17 protein-coding genes and 1 riboswitch are annotated in these 17,896 nt (G+C 70.5%); of the genes, 9 read left to right on the top strand and 8 right to left on the bottom strand.

Going from position 1 to position 17,896, the window contains the following annotated elements:
- Positions 1–119 precede the first annotated feature (119 nt).
- The 3 genes from DCI01S_RS04230 to DCI01S_RS04220 are packed head-to-tail and all read right to left on the bottom strand — an operon-like array spanning position 120 to position 3,103.
- Complete coding sequence (locus tag DCI01S_RS04230) at positions 120–593, bottom strand: hypothetical protein (protein ID WP_061228088.1); 474 nt, start codon at positions 591–593, stop codon at positions 120–122.
- A complete protein-coding gene (metX, locus tag DCI01S_RS04225; RefSeq protein WP_061228087.1) occupies positions 590–1,759 on the bottom strand; it encodes a homoserine O-acetyltransferase MetX in 1,170 nt (389 codons plus the stop codon). The genes DCI01S_RS04230 and metX overlap by 4 nt, the downstream gene beginning before the upstream one ends.
- 9 nt (positions 1,760–1,768) lie before the next feature.
- A complete protein-coding gene (locus tag DCI01S_RS04220; RefSeq protein ID WP_007628178.1) occupies positions 1,769–3,103 on the bottom strand; it encodes an O-acetylhomoserine aminocarboxypropyltransferase/cysteine synthase family protein in 1,335 nt (444 codons plus the stop codon).
- A 54-nt stretch (positions 3,104–3,157) separates the two neighbouring features.
- Positions 3,158–3,273, bottom strand: a riboswitch (SAM riboswitch).
- A gap of 158 nt (positions 3,274–3,431) precedes the next feature.
- Between DCI01S_RS04220 and DCI01S_RS04215 the strand changes: the two genes are divergently transcribed.
- From DCI01S_RS04215 to trpS, 8 genes are all read left to right on the top strand, one after another.
- Positions 3,432–4,655 carry an NADP-dependent isocitrate dehydrogenase gene (locus DCI01S_RS04215; RefSeq protein ID WP_061228086.1) on the top strand — a complete coding sequence of 408 codons (1,224 nt, stop codon included), beginning with the start codon at positions 3,432–3,434 and terminating at the stop codon, positions 4,653–4,655.
- A gap of 115 nt (positions 4,656–4,770) precedes the next feature.
- The gene (locus DCI01S_RS04210) at positions 4,771–5,643 is read left to right on the top strand and encodes a bile acid:sodium symporter family protein (protein ID WP_061228085.1); all 873 of its coding nucleotides are present in this window, start codon (positions 4,771–4,773) and stop codon (positions 5,641–5,643) included.
- A 48-nt stretch (positions 5,644–5,691) separates the two neighbouring features.
- Positions 5,692–6,960: an MFS transporter gene (locus DCI01S_RS04205; RefSeq protein ID WP_061228084.1), complete on the top strand. Its 1,269-nt coding sequence runs from the start codon at positions 5,692–5,694 to the stop codon at positions 6,958–6,960.
- Between the two features lie 77 nt (positions 6,961–7,037).
- Positions 7,038–7,709, top strand: a complete 672-nt coding sequence (locus DCI01S_RS04200) for a hypothetical protein (RefSeq protein WP_007628557.1) — start codon at positions 7,038–7,040, stop codon at positions 7,707–7,709.
- 187 nt (positions 7,710–7,896) lie between these two features.
- Complete coding sequence (locus DCI01S_RS04195; protein WP_007628550.1) at positions 7,897–8,808, top strand: ImmA/IrrE family metallo-endopeptidase; 912 nt, start codon at positions 7,897–7,899, stop codon at positions 8,806–8,808.
- Positions 8,809–8,924: 116 nt separating this feature from the next.
- Positions 8,925–9,779 (top strand): exodeoxyribonuclease III, encoded by an 855-nt coding sequence (locus tag DCI01S_RS04190; RefSeq protein WP_167349535.1) that lies wholly within the window; start codon positions 8,925–8,927, stop codon positions 9,777–9,779.
- Positions 9,780–9,880: 101 nt separating this feature from the next.
- On the top strand, positions 9,881–10,354 hold the full coding sequence (locus tag DCI01S_RS04185; RefSeq protein ID WP_061228082.1) for a PPOX class F420-dependent oxidoreductase: 474 nt from the start codon (positions 9,881–9,883) through the stop codon (positions 10,352–10,354).
- 65 nt (positions 10,355–10,419) lie between these two features.
- The gene (gene trpS / locus DCI01S_RS04180) at positions 10,420–11,502 is read left to right on the top strand and encodes a tryptophan--tRNA ligase (protein WP_061228105.1); all 1,083 of its coding nucleotides are present in this window, start codon (positions 10,420–10,422) and stop codon (positions 11,500–11,502) included.
- Between the two features lie 65 nt (positions 11,503–11,567).
- On the opposite strand, the gene DCI01S_RS04175 is transcribed toward trpS, so the two are convergent.
- The 4 genes from DCI01S_RS04175 to DCI01S_RS04160 form a co-directional block, all read right to left on the bottom strand.
- The gene (locus DCI01S_RS04175) at positions 11,568–12,578 is read right to left on the bottom strand and encodes an RNase H family protein (protein ID WP_061228081.1); all 1,011 of its coding nucleotides are present in this window, start codon (positions 12,576–12,578) and stop codon (positions 11,568–11,570) included.
- A 102-nt stretch (positions 12,579–12,680) separates the two neighbouring features.
- Entirely contained in the window at positions 12,681–12,932 is a 252-nt protein-coding gene (locus DCI01S_RS04170) for a hypothetical protein (RefSeq protein WP_061228080.1), read from the bottom strand.
- A gap of 45 nt (positions 12,933–12,977) precedes the next feature.
- Positions 12,978–14,120 (bottom strand): fatty acid desaturase family protein, encoded by a 1,143-nt coding sequence (locus DCI01S_RS04165; RefSeq protein WP_061228104.1) that lies wholly within the window; start codon positions 14,118–14,120, stop codon positions 12,978–12,980.
- 106 nt (positions 14,121–14,226) lie between these two features.
- A complete protein-coding gene (locus DCI01S_RS04160; protein WP_061228079.1) occupies positions 14,227–15,321 on the bottom strand; it encodes a flavin reductase family protein in 1,095 nt (364 codons plus the stop codon).
- Between the two features lie 259 nt (positions 15,322–15,580).
- Here DCI01S_RS04160 and DCI01S_RS04155 point away from each other — a divergent pair, with 259 nt between their 5' ends.
- Complete coding sequence (locus DCI01S_RS04155) at positions 15,581–16,177, top strand: TetR/AcrR family transcriptional regulator (RefSeq protein ID WP_061228078.1); 597 nt, start codon at positions 15,581–15,583, stop codon at positions 16,175–16,177.
- A 55-nt stretch (positions 16,178–16,232) separates the two neighbouring features.
- Here the strand turns inward: DCI01S_RS04155 and DCI01S_RS18020 are convergent, their stop codons facing one another.
- A complete protein-coding gene (locus DCI01S_RS18020; RefSeq protein ID WP_061228077.1) occupies positions 16,233–17,636 on the bottom strand; it encodes a D-alanyl-D-alanine carboxypeptidase family protein in 1,404 nt (467 codons plus the stop codon).
- Between the last annotated feature and the right edge of the window lie 260 nt (positions 17,637–17,896).

Raw genomic sequence — 17,896 nt, 5'->3', positions numbered from 1 at the left:
CCTAGGGGACCCCTTAGGTGGCGCGTGAGCCGATGGGCGGCGTTGCGACTCGACGGCACAGAGCGCGTGGGTGGTGTTGCGACTCGACGGCACCGAGCGCGTGGGCGGGGAGGGTCCGGTCAGCGAAGCCGGAGGGGGACGCCCTCGCGCAGGTGATCGCGGACGTCGTCCGAGACGAGGAGGTATCCCATCGCGAAGAGCGCGAGCAGCGACAGCACCGTCCCGACCACCGAGATGAACGTGATGCTGTCCACGACCATCCGGGACAGCGAGCTCAACGCGAGCAGGGCCACTCCCACCCCGATCACCACGCGGGCGGCCCGGTGGGCGCGCCACAGCAGCACCGCACCCACGACGAGCAGGATGCCCACGACGAACGATCCGGCCGCGCTGGCCAGCAGCGGGCCGAAACCCGTCGTGTCGCCGCCACCGCCGGCCGTGGCGGTGACCCCCAGAAAGGTGGCGAAGCCGATCGCGACGCCGATGATGCCGAATCCCGCCGACAGGCCCGCGAGACCCATGACGGCGGGGCGGGGAGTCTGGTCCCGCTCGGCGTCGTGATGCGGGTGATCGTTGCGGTCCGGGCCCGTCACGCGTGCCCCCGCGTCTTCTCGGCGGTCCCCTGCTCGGCGAGTTCCAGGGTGCGTTCGAGCATCGGGCCGACCACGTCCGCCTCGGTGAGGAACCCGTCGTGCCCGGCGGGACTGTCGATGACGACCAGTGGGTCCGCCCCGGGGAGGAGAGCGGCGAGCTCCTCCTGCTGACGCAGCGGATAGAGCCGGTCGGTGGTGACGCCGCCGATGACGCACGGCACCGGGCACGACCGCAGGGCCTCCTCGACGCCGCCGCGGCCGAGGCCCACATCGTGGCGGTTCAGGGCGTCGGTGAGAAGGACGTAGGTGCAGGCGTCGAAGCGGGAGACGAGCTTGCCGGCCTGATGATCGAGGTACGACTGCACCGCGAACCGGCCCGACATGGACAGGTCCTCGCCGCGGGGATCCTCGCCCGGCTGCGGACGGTTGGCGAACCGTTCGTCCAGTTCCACTTCACCCCGGTAGGACAGGTGGGCGATGCGGCGGGCGATGCCCAGCCCGGTCACAGGGGTGCGGCCGGTGCCGTGGTATCCGCCCTGTTGCCAGTGCGGGTCCGAGGTGACGGCCATGATCTGCGCGGTCTGGATGCCGATCTGGTCCGCCGACGCCCGGGCTCCGACCGCCAGGACGCACGCCGCGCGGACGCGGTCCGGGTGGGAGACCATCCACTCGAGGGTGCGGGCGCCGCCCATGGACCCGCCGATCACGGCGGCCCAGCGCTCGATGCCCAGGAGATCGGCCAGAACACGCTCGGATTCGACCATGTCCCGCACCGAGACGGCAGGGAACCGGGCTCCCCAGTAGTGGCCGTCGGGATGCAGCGAACTGGGACCGGTCGAGCCCCGGCAGCCGCCCAGGACGTTGACCGACAGCACGCAGTAGCGGTCGGTGTCCAGTGGCAGACCGGGCCCCACGAGCCCGTTCCACCAGCCCGGGGTGGGATGCAGGGAGTCGACCGGCCCCACGACGTGCGAGTCACCCGTGAGCGCGTGCTCGACCAGCACGACGTTCGACCGGTCCTCCGCGATCCGCCCCCACCGCTGGACGGCGAGCGTCACCCCCGGGAGGACGACACCCGTGACCAGGGTGATGTCGCCGATGGCGACGTGGCCGAGGGTGCCGTCGCCCGGGGGCAACAGCGCGAGCGGATCGGTAGAGCTGACCATGGGATCGGGTCAGGAGATCGCGGCGAAACCGAGCTCGAGGTCGGCGATCAGGTCGTCGACGGACTCGATGCCCACCGAGAGGCGGATGGTCGCCCACGTGACGCCCGCGATCGCGTTGGCCTCGGGGGTGCCCTGCGAGTGGGTGGTCGTGGCGGGGTGGGACACGAGCGACCGCACGTCTCCGATGTTCACCAGGCACGAGTGCAGCTTGAGGGCGTCGATGAACGTCCACGCCCGCTGCTTGACGTCCTCGTCCGACGCGCCGTCGGGGACGGCGATGTCGAACGTCACGATCGCGCCGGCGCCCTTGGGGGAGATCCTCTTCTGCAGCTCGTTGTATGGCGAGGACGCCAGACCCGCGTACTGCACCTTGGCGACGTCCTCGCGGGCCTCCAGCCACTCGGCGATGCGCTGCGCGTTGGACACGTGGCGCTCGATGCGCAGGCTCAGGGTGTCGATGCCCTGCGCGAGGGTCCACGCGTTGAACGGGGACGCGGCCGCACCGGTGTCCCGCAGGAGGGTGACGCGGGCCTTGAGCGCGAGAGCGGGCGCGCCGAGGTCGGCGTAGACGAGGCCGTGGTAGGCCGGGTCGGGGGTCGTGAAGGACGGGAAGACGTCCTCACCGTCGCGCTGCACGCGCCAGTCGAACTTGCCGCCGTCCACCAGGACGCCGCCCAGGGAGGAGCCGTGTCCACCGAGGTACTTGGTCGCCGAGGCCACCACGACGTCGGCTCCCAGCTCGAGGGGACGGATCAGGTAGGGGGTCGCCACGGTGTTGTCGATGACCAGCGGCACCTGGTTGTTATGTGCGACCTCGGCGATCGACGGGATGTCGAGGATGTCGTTGAGCGGGTTGGAGATGGACTCCGCGAAGAACAGCTTGGTGTTGGGGCGGACCGCCGCCTGCCACGAGGCGGGGTCGTCGGGGTTCTCGACGAACGTGGTCTCGATGCCGTACTTGGGCAGGGTGTGCCGCAGCAGGGTGTCCGTGCCGCCGTAGAGGCGCGGCGAGGACACCACGTGTCCACCGGACTGGGCGATGGCCTGGATGGCGGCGGTCTCGGCCGCCTGACCGGAGGCGAACAGCAGACCCGCGACGCCGCCCTCGAGCGAGGCGATGCGGTCCTCGACCGCCGCCACCGTCGGGTTGGTGATACGGGTGTAGATGGGGCCCATCTCCGCGAGGGCGAACCGGTCGGCCGCCTGCTTGGCGTCGGCGAAGACGTACGAGGTGGTCTGGTAGATCGGCAGGTTCCGGGCACCGGTGTCGGAGTCGACGGGCTGTCCGGCGTGGATCTGACGGGTCTCGAACGCCCAGTCGGGGTTGCTGTTGTCGTAGGTCATAGGGGCGGAGCCCCTCCTTTCCTCAGAAGGGTCCGGCCGCTTCTCGAGACAGCGGACCCGCGCTTGCCTGTCACCCGGTCGGGTGGTGGCCAGGTCGTCTCCCGGGGCACCCCACCGCGGTGGAGGGTTGCCGTCCAGCGAGCCGGGGCTTCGCGCTGGAACTCATGACCTGGGGTCAGGCTAGCCTAAGCCTCTCCGCGGCTGCAACGAGGGGCCACCTCGCTCTGCGGACCCTCCGGGTGTCCCGGATCAGTAACATGAGACGCACGTCACGATGTTCACCGACAGCGCCGGTCTCACGAGGTCCGGGCGGGGAAAGAGGGGACCGATGTCGAAGATCAAGGTCGAGGGGACGGTCGTCGAACTCGACGGCGACGAGATGACGCGCATCATCTGGAAGTTCATCAAAGACGAACTGATCCATCCCTACCTGGATGTGAACCTCGAGTACTACGACCTCGGGATCTCCAGTCGTGACGCCACCGACGACCAGATCACCGTCGACGCGGCCAACGCGATCAAGAAGCACGGCGTCGGCGTCAAGTGCGCGACCATCACGCCCGACGAGGCCCGCGTGGAGGAGTTCGGGCTCAAGCGCATGTACCGCTCGCCGAACGGCACGATCCGCAACATCCTCGGCGGGACCATCTTCCGCGCCCCGATCATCATCTCCAACGTCCCCCGTCTCGTGCCGGGCTGGACCAAACCGATCATCGTCGGCCGTCACGCCTTCGGGGACCAGTACCGCGCCACCGACTTCAAGGCCCCGGGGGCGGGCAAGGTCACCATCACCTTCACGCCGGCCGACGGGTCCGAGCCGATCGAGCACGAGGTGGTGGACCTGCCCGAGGAGGGCGGCGTGGTCATGGGTATGTACAACTTCAACAAGTCCATCGAGGACTTCGCGCGCGCCTCGTTCAACTACGGCCTGGACCGCGGCTACCCGGTGTACCTGTCCACCAAGAACACCATCCTCAAGGCCTACGACGGCGCCTTCAAGGACATCTTCCAGGACGTCTTCGACCGCGAGTTCAAGGAGAAGTTCGAGGAGGCGGGCCTGACCTACGCGCACCGGCTCATCGACGACATGGTGGCGTCCTCGCTGAAGTGGGAGGGCGGCTACGTATGGGCGTGTAAGAACTACGACGGCGACGTGCAGTCCGACACCGTGGCACAGGGCTTCGGCTCACTCGGCCTGATGACCTCGGTCCTGCTCACCCCGGACGGGAAGACCTGCGAGGCCGAGGCCGCCCACGGCACCGTGACCCGCCACTTCCGCCGGCATCAACAGGGCGAGCCGACCTCCACCAATCCGATCGCCTCGATCTTCGCGTGGACCCGCGGCCTCGAGCACCGCGGCAAGCTCGACAACACCCCCGAGGTGATCGAGTTCGCCCACCAGCTCGAGGACGTCGTCATCAACACCGTCGAGGGCGGTCAGATGACCAAGGACCTCGCACTGCTCGTCGGGGACGACCAGGAGTACCTCAACACCGAGGACTTCCTCGCCGCGCTGGACGAGAACCTCAAGCGCACCCGCGCCGGCTCCTGATCCAGGCTGAATCGACGCGCGGGTCCACCGCCCGCGGCGGGATGGGCTACGGTCAATCGGACAGTGGTCCACTTCACAGTGTGGCCGTCCCTGCCCCTTGACCCCAGGAGTTTCCGTGGACCAGAGCCCCCTGATCGACGTCGGTCTGCCGATCGCCCTGGCCATCATCATGGTCGGGATCGGTCTGAGTCTGACGCGGGAGGACTTCGCGGTCCAGGCTCGATCGCCGCGGGCCACGATCGTCGGCCTGGTCGGCCAACTCGTCCTGGTGCCGCTGGTGGGCGTCGGGGTCGCCCTCCTCTTCGACCTCACGCCGATGCTCGCGCTCGGGGTGGTCTTGGTGGCGGCGACGCCCGGCGGGGCCACGTCCAACCTCATCACCTACCTGGCCCGCGGGAACGTGGCACTATCGGTGATCCTCACCGCGATCACGTCCGTGGCGGTCATCTTCACCCTGCCGCTGTGGTTCGACCTCGGCGTCCGGTTCATCCCGGGCGCGGCGGACTCGGAGGTCAACGTCCCGCTCGGTCAGACCTTCGGGTTGCTGCTGGGCGTCATCCTCATCCCTGTGACGATTGGCATGGTGCTGCGGGCGAAGGCGCCGTCGCTGGCCGCGCGCATCGAGCGGTTCGTCGGGGTGGTGGGGCTTATCGTGCTGGTGGCGCTGATCGTGGGCATCGTGCTGGGGGAGCGGGACCGGATCGTCGACCTGGTCGCGACCGTGGGCCCGGCGGTGATCGTCCTCAACATCGCGTTCATCGTCCTCGGCGGGCTCCTCGCGTGGGTGTGCCGACTGGGCCGCGCCGAGCAGATCGCCGTCGCGGTGGAGTTCGGCATCAAGAACACGACCCTGACGATGCTCATCGCCTTCACGGTCATCGGTGACGAAGAGGTCGGTCTCGCCGCCGCCGTCTACAGCATCGTCATGTATGTCACCTCGTTCCTCGTGGTCTACGGCGGACGGCGCCTCATGCGTACCGCCCCCTGAGAGGGTTGCGCGGCGGGACCACCTGGTCGGTCGGCGTAGCCTGCTCCGGTGACCACGCGCCCCGACCCCGCCGCCGATCCGGCCGCCGCCCCCACCGTTTCCGCCACCGCGGCGTCCGCGTCCGCCACCGCGGCGCCCGCGCCCACCCGCCGGAGGGTGACGGCGGCGATTCTCGCGCTCGCGCTGGGCGGGTTCGGCATCGGCGTCACCGAGTTCGCCGCGATGGGTCTGCTGCGCTCGATCGCGGACGGGTTCGGCCTCACCGAGCCACAGGCCGGCAACGTCATCACCGCCTACGCGCTCGGCGTGGTGGTGGGTGCGCCGCTGCTCACCGTGTGGACGTCGCGGTGGCGCCGTCGCACCCTGTTGCTGGTGCTCATGGCCCTGTTCACCGTGGGCAACGTGGCGGCGGCCTTCGCGCCGACCGCGGAACTGCTGGTGGTCGCCCGCTTCGTCGCGGGCATCCCGCACGGCGCGTACTTCGGTGTCGCCTCGCTGGTCGCGGCGTCCCTCGCGGGACCGGGCAGGCAGGCGCGCGCGGTCTCCCAGGTGTTGCTGGGCCTGTCGGTCGCGAACGTGATCGGTGTCCCGGCCGCGACCTGGCTCGGGGAGTCGGTCGGGTGGCAGTCGGCCTTCCTCGCCGTCGGGGTGATCGGCGCACTGACCGTGGCGGCCATCCTCGTCGTCGTCCCCGAACCGGCCGGCACGGTGGTCGTGCGCGCCCGCGAGGAGCTGGCCGCCCTGGCGCGGCCACAGATCCTCGCCACCCTCGCGGTGGGCGCGGTGGGTTTCGGCGGCATGTTCGCGATCTACACCTACATCCAGTGGACGATGGTCGACGTCGCCGGCATCGATCGCGCCTGGATGCCCGCTGTGCTGGCGATGTACGGGCTCGGCATGGTCGCGGGCAACGTGGTGGGCGGCATCATCGCCGACCGCGATCTCGACCGGGGCCTCGTCGGCATCGCCGCCGTGATGACGCTCGTGCTGGCGGGGTTCGCGCTCGCCGCGCATCACCCCGTGACCGCGGTGATCGGTCTGTTCCTCGTGGGGACCACGGGCTCGGCGCTCGTGCCCGGGCTGCAGTCGCGGCTCATGCGGCACGCCGGCCGCGGGCAGACGCTGGCCGCCGCGCTCAACCACTCGGCACTCAATGCCGCCAACGCGCTCGGCGCCTGGCTCGGCGGGGTCGTGATCGCGTTCGGGTGGGGTTACACCTCGCCCGCCCTCGCCGGTGCCGCGCTGGCGGCGCTCGGGCTGGCGATCCTCGTCGTGGCCGTGCGGTCGGTGCGCAAGGGAGAAACCGCGGCGCCCTGAAATGTCGTAGCCGTCTGAGAAGGTGCGGGCACGCGGCCGGGACAACCGGCTTTCGTCACCACACCGAGAGGCTGACCATGGGGAATGCAGCGCAAGCCACGCCCGGGCGTCCGGCGTCGAAGGAGATCCTCGGACGCCTGGGAATCTCGGAGCGAGCTGTAGTCGAGGCGGTTCGAGACGGTCTCGCCGAAGGGCTCGCCCTCGATCCCGCGGCGCCGAAGATCGCTCCGGGTTTCTACGCTTGGGCAGGGACGGTCGCGTCGATCCGGCGCCACCTGGCGACCGACGGCTGGAAGCTGGCGGACAAGCAGAATCTGCCCACGATCGTGTCGCCGAACGGGCGTGTGCGCCTCATCGTGGCGAGCGGCGACTCGGGTACCGGTGACCCCGAGGCGATTCCGTCGACGTCCAACCCGAAGGGGCGTGCTGTGGAAGAACACGTCCGATCGAACGATCCCGGGCGGCATCAGCAGATCCAACTGGCTCTGGACATAGACGTGGAGTCGAACCGAGACGGAGCGGGTGCGTGTCAGACGTGGATGCTTCTGTACCGGCACGACATCGGGACGCAGGCGAGCGTTGCTGAGGTGTCGCTCCCGCTGGATATCGAGGGTGGCAAGGTGACCCGGTGGGGCGACCGTGCAATCATCGATACCCCCATGCAGTTCTCGGCCATGGAAGTGAGGGCGACCGATGTCTCCGCGTTCGACGACGTCGACTTCGAGATCCACGCCGCAGGAGAAGGCTGATGGATCCAGGCTGGCCCTCGCCCGGGTACGCGCCGGTCTGACCCGGCGAGAACTGGCGGACGTGGTGGGAGTCGCGGGGTCGACGGTTCGGACATGGGAGGCCACGGGCGTTCCGGTGGGGCGATTGGGCGCCCTTTCGGCAGCGACAGGGGTATCGCGGGCCTTTCTCGAGCTGGACGAGCCGGACGTGCTTGAGCCGGATTTGATTTACTTTCGATCGCGTCGGTCGGCGTCGTCGTCGACGCGAGCTGCGGCAGCGGGGGACGGGCTCGTCGGAATCGAGTTCTACAGCGCGCTCGCGAGGCGCCTGACATTGCCCCGGGTTGATGTGCCGGTGTTGTCCGAGGTGGGCGATCCGGAAGAGGCCGCACGAGTGCTGCGGTCGGCATGGACGTTGGGTCCGGGACCCCTGCCGAATCTGGTGCAGCTCGCGGAGGCGCACGGGGTGCGAGTGATGGGCCTGCAGGGACGGTCCGCCGACGTCGATGCCTTCAGCCTGTGGCGTGACGGCCGTCCATACGTCTTCCTCTCCCGCCTGAAAACCCCGGAGCGATCGCGATTCGACCTCGCCCACGAACTCGGCCATCTCGTTCTCCACGCACATGAGCCATATCCCACGGCCGAGTGCGAAAAAGAGGCCGATGCGTTCGCGTCCGAGCTTCTCCTCCCGACGCTCACGCTGCAGAGCGAGGGACTGCCAGAGGTGGGACTGGACCCGCTCATCGCCGGGAAGCTCAGATGGGGTGTGTCCGCGATGGCGTACGTCTCGGGCCTTCGGCGGGCCGGGGTGGTGGGGGATTCCTCGATCACCAAGATGTTCCGCGATCTCTCGGCGAGGGGCTTCCGACGTGCGGAACCGGGCTCGTCGATGCCGTGGCCCCGATCCAAGGTGTTCGACGCCGCCAGGGAGATCCTGGGGCGGTCGATCGTGGAGGATCTCGCAGCCGAGACCGGACTCTCGCCTGACGACATAAACACCCTCACCTTCGGCCAACTCCTTGCCGTGGCTCGACCTGGTGCTCCCTCCACTCCGGGCACGGAGCCGGATGAGGGCGATCGTCACGCGAGTGGGCTCCGGTTGGTCGTCGGGGGCGCTTAGCCCCGGTTTCCAGTGGGACGACGTCCGACACTGCCGCTGCACCGGTGCCCCGGGTTGGGTCCGGCGGTCGGAGGCGGCCTGATCCCGGCCCGGCCGTGTTGGAGGGGGTGGCTACGATGGCGGCCGTGAGTCTCACGGTCAGCACTGTCAACGTCAACGGGATCCGCGCCGCCGTGAAGCAGCGGTCGGAGACCAACCTCGGGTTCCTGCCGTGGTTGGAGAGCAGCGGGGCGGACGTCGTCGCCCTCCAGGAGGTGCGCGCGGACGAGGAGCAGACCCGCAAGGCGCTCGCGCCCGCGCTCGACGCGGGGTGGCATCTCATCGGATCGGCGTCTTCGATGAAGGGCCGCGCCGGGGTGGCGTTGCTGTCCCGCCAGGAGCCGTCGGACGTGTGCGTCGGTTACGGCGATCCGGAGTTCGCCGAGTCCGGCCGCTACATCGAGGCCGTCTACCCCGGCGCGGTCGACGGCGAGACCGTCACCGTGGCCAGCCTGTACCTGCCGTCGGGCTCGGCCAACACGCCCAAGCAGGATGAGAAGGACCGGTTCCTGAAGACGTTCCGGGGGTACCTCGCCGAGCGCGCCGCCGAGCTGAAGAGTCGCGACGGTCACGAGATGATCATCTGCGGGGATTGGAACATCGCCCACCGTGAAGAGGACCTGAAGAACCACAAGGGCAACCACAAGAGCTCCGGTTTCCTGCCGCACGAGCGGGAGTGGATGACCGACGTGTTCGCCGACGGCAGCGGGTGGACCGACATCGTGCGGCACCGCCGCCCCGACGAGGTGGGCCCGTACTCGTGGTGGAGCCAGCGTGGCAAGGCCTTCGACAACGACGCGGGCTGGCGCATCGACTACCAGGTGGTCTCCGACGGCCTCGTCGACCGCGCCGTCAAGGACTGGGTCGATCGCGCCGAGGCCTATGACATGCGGTGGTCCGACCACGCGCCGGTGACCGTCGTCTACGAGTGACGGCGCCGGGGCGACGAGGGTGACGACGACGAGGGCGTCCGCGCCGGGGCGGCCCGCGGTCGCGGATGCCGCGTGGCGGGTGGGCCCGTAGCCTCGGTCCCATGCCGAAGTACGCGACCGCTGAGCACCCTGATCGTGCGGGCCTCGAGGAGTTCCTGCGCTCGCGGCACCGCGCGATCTTCATCACCCGCAAGTCGTCGGGGGGCCTGCAGTCCTCACCGGTCACGTGCGGCGTGGACGCCGAGGGGCGGCTCACCGTGGCGACCTATCCGCAGCGGGCGAAGGTGCTCAACATCCGCCGGGACCCGGCGGTGAGCGTGTGCGTGCTCTCCGACGAGTTCAACGGCCCGTACGTCCACCTCGACGGCCGCGGGGAGATCATCGACCTGCCCGAGGCGGTCGAGCCGCTGGTCGACTACTTCCGCAGCGTCGCCGGCGAGCACGACGACTGGGAAGAGTATCGCGCCGCGATGGTGCGCCAGGGCAAGTGCCTCATCCGCGTGACGATCGACGACTGGGGCCCGATCGCGACCGGCGGTTTCCCGCCGGAAATGGCATCACGCTCGGTCGACTGACCCGTCCCATCGGCGGGCCGAGGGCGTCAACGGAGAGAACCCGGCAGCGTGGGATGATGATGGCCATGTCTGAGCCGTCCTCCTCCGCAACCCCCACGCCCGCCGCCGGGTCGGCAGAGGCGCAGGCGCCCGCCAAGCGCCAGCGTGTCCTGTCCGGCATCCAGCCCACCGCCGACTCGTACCACCTCGGCAACTACCTGGGCGCCGTGCGGCAGTGGGTCGAGCTGCAGGACGACTACGACGCCTACTACTTCATCCCGGACCTGCACGCGATCACCGTCAAGCAGGACCCCAAGGAGCTGCGCGAGCGGGTCTTCCGCGGCTGCGCGCAGCTGCTCGCGCTGGGCGTGGACCCCGCCCGTTCGGTGCTGTTCGTGCAGTCGCACGTGCCCGAGCATGCCGAGCTGTCGTGGGTGCTGAGCTGCATCACCGGCTACGGCGAGGCCGCGCGGATGACGCAGTTCAAGGACAAGGCCGCCAAGCAGGGCACGGACGGCACCACCGTGGGGCTGTTCACCTACCCGGTGCTCATGGCCGCCGACATCCTGCTCTACCGCCCGCACCTGGTGCCGGTGGGCGAGGACCAGCGCCAGCACCTCGAGCTGACCCGCGACCTGGCGATGCGGTTCAACTCCCGCTACAAGAAGACGTTCGTGGTGCCGGAGGGCAAGATCCTCGAGGGTTCGGCCAAGATCTACGACCTGCAGGACCCCACCGCCAAGATGAGCAAGTCCGGCGAGAACCCCAAGGGCGTCGTCAACCTGCTCGACGATCCCAAGGTTTCCGCCAAGCGCATCCGGAGCGCGGTCACCGACTCCGACGGGAACATCCGCTACGACCGCGAGATGAAGCCCGGCGTGTCCAACCTGCTGGCCATCCAGTCCGCCTTCACCGGGCGCGCGATCGCCGACATCGTCGCCGACTACCAGACCGCCGGAGCAGGCTACGGCGCGCTGAAGACCGACACGGCCGACGCCCTCGAGGCGTTCGTGACGCCGCTGCGTGGCCGGTTCGACGAGTTCATGTCCGACCGCGCCGAGCTCGAGCGGATTCTGGCGGACGGCGCGGAGAAGGCCCGCGCGGTCGCCGGCCCCGTCCTGTCGCAGGTCTATCAGGCCGTCGGATTCACCGCGCCCCGTCGGGGCTGAACCGGGCGTCGGCGCGGCCGCCGACCATACAACACCTGTAGCGCGGTCGACACGCCGACGCCGCCTCAGGCCTCGCGGGTGGCCTGCTGGTAGACCTGCTTCCAGTCACCGCCGAACCGCTGCCACAGCGAGCTGCCCAGCGAGACCTCGCCCCCGGGAGCGGTGGCGCGCCACAGCACGAGAACCGCGTCGTCGCCGAGGCGTCGGGTCTCGACCACCTCGAGTTCGACGTCCTCGACGGACCCGTCCGTGTCGCCGAGCTGGCGGCGGGTCCGGGTGCGGCCCGCGGCGTCCACCTGCCGCCACCGCACGTCGAGCAGTCGCGTGAGAGTGCGGCGGTCCCGGCGGACGGCGTCGGTCAGCAGGGAGCGTTCCAGGTCGACGACGAGGTCCTCGATCCCCGGGCCGGCGGCGGAGGGAGAACTCCCTTCCTCGTCCGCGGGACCGGCCGGGGTGTTCGCGTCCAGGGAGAACAGGTCGGGCTCGGACTCGGCCGCTGACCTCGTCGTCGTCCCGCTCGTCCCCGATCCTCCCGCGGACGGCGATCGCCGGGCGGCGCCCCCCGCGGCGGGCGGGGGAACGGCCGGGTCCTCGCCCGCGCCCACAGCCGTCGCACCCGGGAAGCCCGGCCCGGGCTCAGGCTCCTTGCGCGACGAGTGCGCCTTGGCGGCGCCGTTGGCCAGGGCGTCGGCCTTCTCGTTGAGCTCGTGGCCCGCGTGCCCCTTGACCCACTCGAACGTCACCTCGCGGCCCTGCATCGCCTCGTCGAGGGCCTTCATCACCTCGACGTTGAGCACGGGCTTGCCGTCGGCCTTCTTCCAGCCCTTGCGCTTCCAGCCCTTCATCCATTTGGTGACCGAGTTGATGACGTACTGCGAGTCGCACAGGATGTGCAGCGGCTCATCGGTGTGCGCGGTCTGGCGCAGCAGGTCCAGCACGGCGGTGAGCTCGCCCTGGTTGTTGGTGCCGCGCTTCCAGCCACCGCAGCGCCAGGTCGAGTCGTCGATATACCAGGCCCATCCGGCAGGACCGGGGTTTCCGAGAGCGGAGCCGTCCGCGGCGGCGATGATCGTCACGACATGGGATCCTGCCACCGTGGCCGGCGCCACTTCGCACCGGCCACGGGGGGCCACGGGGGCCGACCGGCCGCCTCTCCCCGGGAAGCGGCCGGTCGCCGGTCAGCCCTGCAGGTCGCCGTCCTCGATGCCGTCGAGGTTGATCAGCGGCTCGTCCGCGGTGCGCTGCCGCTCCTCGCGGCGGGAGATTCGGGCGGCCTCACGCATTTCGATGCCCTCGGTGACGAAGTCGCCGATCTCCTTGGCGATCGACCCGACCGCGTCGGTGACGATGACCGCGATCCGACCCACCAGCGACGCCCCCGCCTGGACGCCCGCCTGGACCTGGTCCTTGTTGCGTTCGAAGTCGCTCACGGACCGCTCCCCTCGTCGATGGTGGCCTTTGACGGTACCCGCGACTCAGGCGGCGGAGGGAGCCTTCCTGCGCTCGATGATCACCGCGGGCGCGTCCTCCGGCTTCGGCGGCAGCGGCAGGGCGAGGCGGAACATCTTGACCCACACCGAGCCGACCTGCTTCCACAGCGGCCCGGTGTTGTATGGCAGCCCGTGCTCCTCACAGATCCGGCGCACCTCGACCGCGATCTCCGGGTACCGGTGCGCGGGCAGGTCCGGGAACAGGTGGTGCTCGATCTGGTGGGAGAGGTTGCCGGTGGCGAGGTGCATCAGCGGGCTGCCGGAGATGTTGGCCGAGCCCAGCATCTGGCGCACATACCACTCGCCGCGCGTCTCCTCGGCCGTCTCCTCCTGTGTGAAGACCTGCGCGCCGGACGGGAAGTGGCCGCAGAAGATCACCGAGAACGCCCACACGTTTCGCACGAGGTTGGCGGTGAGATTGCCGGCGAACGTCAGCGGGAACAGGGGGCCGGTCAGCGCCGGGTGGACGATGTAGTCCTTCGCTACCTGGCCGCGCACCTTGCGCCACCAGCCGGCGACGAGGCCCTTGACGTCGGACCACTTGCGCTTGCCCTTGAGCACGTTGTCGTACTCCAGGTCGTGGAGCATCACGCCCCACTCGAAGAGCATCATCAGCGCGAACGCGTACACCGGGTTGCCCAGACGCAGCGGGGTCCACTTCTGCTCGTACTCCATACGCAGCAGGCCGTAGCCGATGTCCCGGTCCAGGTCGAGGATGTTGGTGTACGTGTGGTGCATGTAGTTGTGCGAGTGTCGCCACTGGTCGGAGGGGCACACGTTGTCCCACTCGAAGCTGGACGAGTGGAGCATGTCGTCGCGCATCCAGTCGTATTGGCCGTGCATGACGTTGTGGCCGATCTCCATGTTGTCGAGGATCTTGGACGCGCTCAGCGCCGCGACACCGGCCAGCCACGCGGGCGGCAGAAAGCCGAGGAACATCAGGCCGCGGCCTGTCAGTTCGAGACGACGTTGGGTGCGGACGACGCGCAGGATGTAGTCACGGTCGGCGGTGCCGAGGTCGGCGACGACCCGGTCGCGGATCGCGTCGAGCTCGCGGCCGATGATCTCCACCGACTCGGCGGACAGGACGATCGGTTCGGGCGCGAGAGCGGACTTCTTCGCGGACATCTTCGCGGCCTTCTTCGGCGCCGCGGGCTTTCTGGGACGCAGGGTGGGGAGTTGCAGGAGAGCCATGATGCGGTTCCTTTCCGGGTCGGGATCCGGTTGGTGGTGTCTACAGTTCGATCTCGACGTCGCCGACGGGCGCGTTGACGCAGATCTGGACGTGGCAGCCGGGCGTGGCGTCGACCTCGCCGGTCCGCAGGTCGCGCGTGGCGCCGGAGCGACGCACGGCCGTGCAGGTGTGACAGATGCCCATGCGGCACCCGTGCTGCGGTCTCAACCCCGCGGCCTCCGCGCCCTCGAGCAGCGTGGTGCCCTCGTTGCGGGCGGTGATTCCGCTGCGCAGGTGGGTCACCGTGCCGCCGTCGCCGTCCGGGACCGGCCCGTTCGAAGCGGTGAAGCGCTCGCGGAGAACGCCGGAGAAGCGCTCCGCGCCGAGCGTCTCCGCGAGCCCGCCGGCCAGGGGATCGGGGCCGCAGAGGAACACCGTCGCGTCGCGGTGCCACGGGGCGATCGCCTCGAGGTGCCCGGCGCTGAGGTGGCCGGCCAGGCCGTCGGGCGTGGACCCTCCGGCGGTGGGCACCACGCGGACGTCGATGCCCGCGCGCGACAGCTGGCGGAGCCGGTCGCGGAAGGGCACGTCCTGCACACGCCGGGCATAGTGCAGCCAGGCCACGCGGCCGGCGCCGGAGCAGTGCTGCTCTGCGGCCAGGGTCGAGGCGATCGCCAGCATCGGCGTGATGCCGCTACCGCCGCTGACCAGGAGCACGTCGGCCGGGCGGACCTCGGGCAACGCCATCTCCCCGGCCGGGTTGCCGAGCAGCAGTCGCGTCCCGGCCGCCGCGTCGGCCCACAGGTACTCGGAGACCGTGCCGCCGGGATGGCGACGGACGGCGATGGTCGCGAGCCCGTCGGCGCGGGACGCCGGGTCGACGGGGGAGTAGTGGCGGCGGTGGACGACGCCGTCGATCACCACGCCGATCTCGAGCGCGCCGCCGGGGGCGGGCCTCGGGACGCCGGTGGGCAGTCGCAGGGTGAGCACGGTGACGTCGGGGACGGGCCGGTCGACGGCCACGACCGTCGCGCCGGTGGGGTCGTCCGACCAGGCCACGCCCAGCGAGCGGACGTAGTGCTCGACCGGATGCGGCGTCAGCAGGGTGCGGGTGAGGCGTCGGGAGAAGAGTCGGCGAAGGGGCGGGGCGGTCATGGGGACCTCCGTGGAAAGTGTGGGTCGGTGTGGTCGTGCACCGTCGGCCGCGCTCGCCCCTGTGTGGTCCTCGCGCCTCACACCCCCGGGGGCGTGGTCGCGTCCCGGGGGGCGCGTCCGCCCGGTTCGACCACCGGACGAGTGTGAGTGTACAGGTGTTCTCTGAAATGAAAAGACCCCCGCGGCGGTGGCCTGTGCGACGATCTGGCGACGTGGCCGGTCTGAGCGGTCCCAGCAGATAGTCGATAGGATCGGACCCGTGACGACCCCCAGGACGCGAGCGGAGCAGAAGCGGCACACGCGTGCACTCATCGTGGAGGCGGGCCGGAACGCGGTGGCGTCCCGCGGATTCACCGGGCTCGTCGTCCGCGAGCTCGCCCGCGAGGTGGGCATCGTGCCCACCGCGTTCTACCGGCACTTCGAATCGGTCGACGACCTGGCTTCCGAGCTCGCGGCCGGCGCGGCGGACGTGCTCGGCGCGTTCGTCGACGAGCTGGTCTCCACCCCGACCGAGGACCCGGCGACCGACTGGCCGGGCCGCGCCGCCGACGCCGCGACCCGGGATCCGCAGACCTGGGGGATGTTCGCCCGCGGGCTGGCAGACACCGCTCACCCCGATCATCGCGTCCTCACGACGGCCGTCGATTCCGCGCGTCGTCGGCTGGGGATAACCCTGGGCCGACTCGAGACGCTCTCCGGAGCGGACGGCACCGCCGTGGACATCGCGGCCGACCTCGTCGTCGTCGTCCTACTCCGTCTCCTCGTGGAGGTCTCCGTCGGCTACGCGGCGCGGACGGCGCGCGACGAGTGCGCGGCGCGGTTGCGGGTCATTCTCACCGGCGCCGCCGTCTCCTGATCGCGGCCGGTGTCCCCTACGCCATCCGGCCCGCGTCCCCGGCCGCGCCACCCGCTCAACGTCGCGAGCGGAGCGCCAGCACCGCGCCTGCCAGTACCACGAGTCCGGCTGCACCGAGCCCCAGCCACGGCCCGTAGCGCCCCAGCAGCGAGCCGCCGACGTCCGCCGTGTCCGCCGCGCCCGGGCGCCCCGCCCTGCCGACCGGCCCGGAGGCGAGATGAGCCGTCGCGTCGTCGGACGGGTTCTGTTCGCCGGCCCCGAGCGACCCCACCGAGCCGCCGGTGGCGAACGCGGTATCGAGCAGGGACGCCGCCTGCTGCCACGGGGCCGCGGGCACGCGGGTGCCGTCGAGCAGCACCACTGCCAGCCGCCTCCCGTCGCGCTCGGCCGCGCCGATGTACGTGTGGCGGGCGTCGTCCGTGAAGCCGGTCTTGCCGCCGATCGCGCCCGGGTAGTTGTAGAGGAGCAGGTTGTCGTTGCCCACCACGAACCCGGGATTGACGGTGACCCCGTCCGGGCGGATGACCGGGCCGGTGTTCGGCGGCGCCTCGGCGGGGTCGGGCGGGCCCGCGCCCTCGCCGGCGGGATACCCGGGGAATCCGGTGGACTGCGTGGCGACGATCTCGGCGAACGTCGGCCGGGTCATCGCGTCGCGGAAGATCAGAGTCATGTCGTAGGCGCTGGACATCATGCCGGGCCCGTCGAGCCCGTTGACCGTGGCCGCATAGGTGCTGCGCGCCCCGATCCCGGCGGCGTGGGCGTTCATCGCCTCGAGCGTCGCCTCGATCCCGCCCATCTGGTGCGCGAGCACCACGGCCGCGTCGTTGCCCGACGACATGAGCAGTCCGGTGAGCAACCGTTTGACGGAGTACGCACCGCCCGGGCCGACGCCCACGAGGCTGCCCTCGGCCCCCTCGAGGTCGGCGTCGGTGACGTGGACGATCCGATCCGGGTCGAGAGTGTCGAGCGCGACGGTCGCGAGCAGCGTCTTGATGAGACTGGCGGGGCGATAGCGACCGTGAGGGTCGCGGGCGGCCACGATCTCGCCGCTGTCGAGGTCGGAGATCATCCACGCGCTCGCCGTCACGTCGCGGGGCGTCTCGAAACCGTCAGGGGCTACGACGTCGCAGCCGGCCAGCGCGTCGCCGCCCGGCGGGATCTCGGGGACGGGGGGAGGGGTGGGCGCGGTCTGGCCGGGCAGCGGGACCTCGGACTCGTCGACCGGTGCGGGCGGGGTCGTGCGGTGGGGACAGCCGGTGATGTCGCGTGGGGTGTCGAAGTACGACGACGAGGTGGTCGACGGCAACACGGCCGCCGGCGGCGCCTCCGTGAGCGGGAGGTCCGGCGCGGGTTCGACGGCCGTAGCGGGGTCCGCGGCGGCGAGGGGTGTCAGCGCGACGAGGGCCGCGATCGCGAGGCCGGCGGCGCGGTGTGCGGGCCGTCGTCGGGTGCTGGTCACGGGTCCAGATTCTATGACCGGCCGGGGCGTTCGTGGGCCGGACCCGCCGTGAGACGGGCCGCCGAGGCGAACGCATTCCCCGCAGCCGCTCCCGGCGATGGCGTCTCGCTCCCGGCGTCGCTTGCAGCCGCTCCCTGCGATGGCGTCTCGCCCCTCCCGATGGCGTCTCGCTCGCCAGCTTTCGACAGCCGCGCGCGGACATGTCGTCTCGCGCGCTCATCGGTACGCGCCAGACGCCATGGCGAGAGGCGGCCATGGGA

This window comes from Dietzia cinnamea NBRC 102147, assembly GCF_001571065.1.
GTDB lineage: Bacteria > Actinomycetota > Actinomycetes > Mycobacteriales > Mycobacteriaceae > Dietzia > Dietzia cinnamea.
The sequence above is the reverse complement of the archived record's forward strand: the minus strand, read 5'-3'. Positions and strand labels throughout refer to the sequence as shown.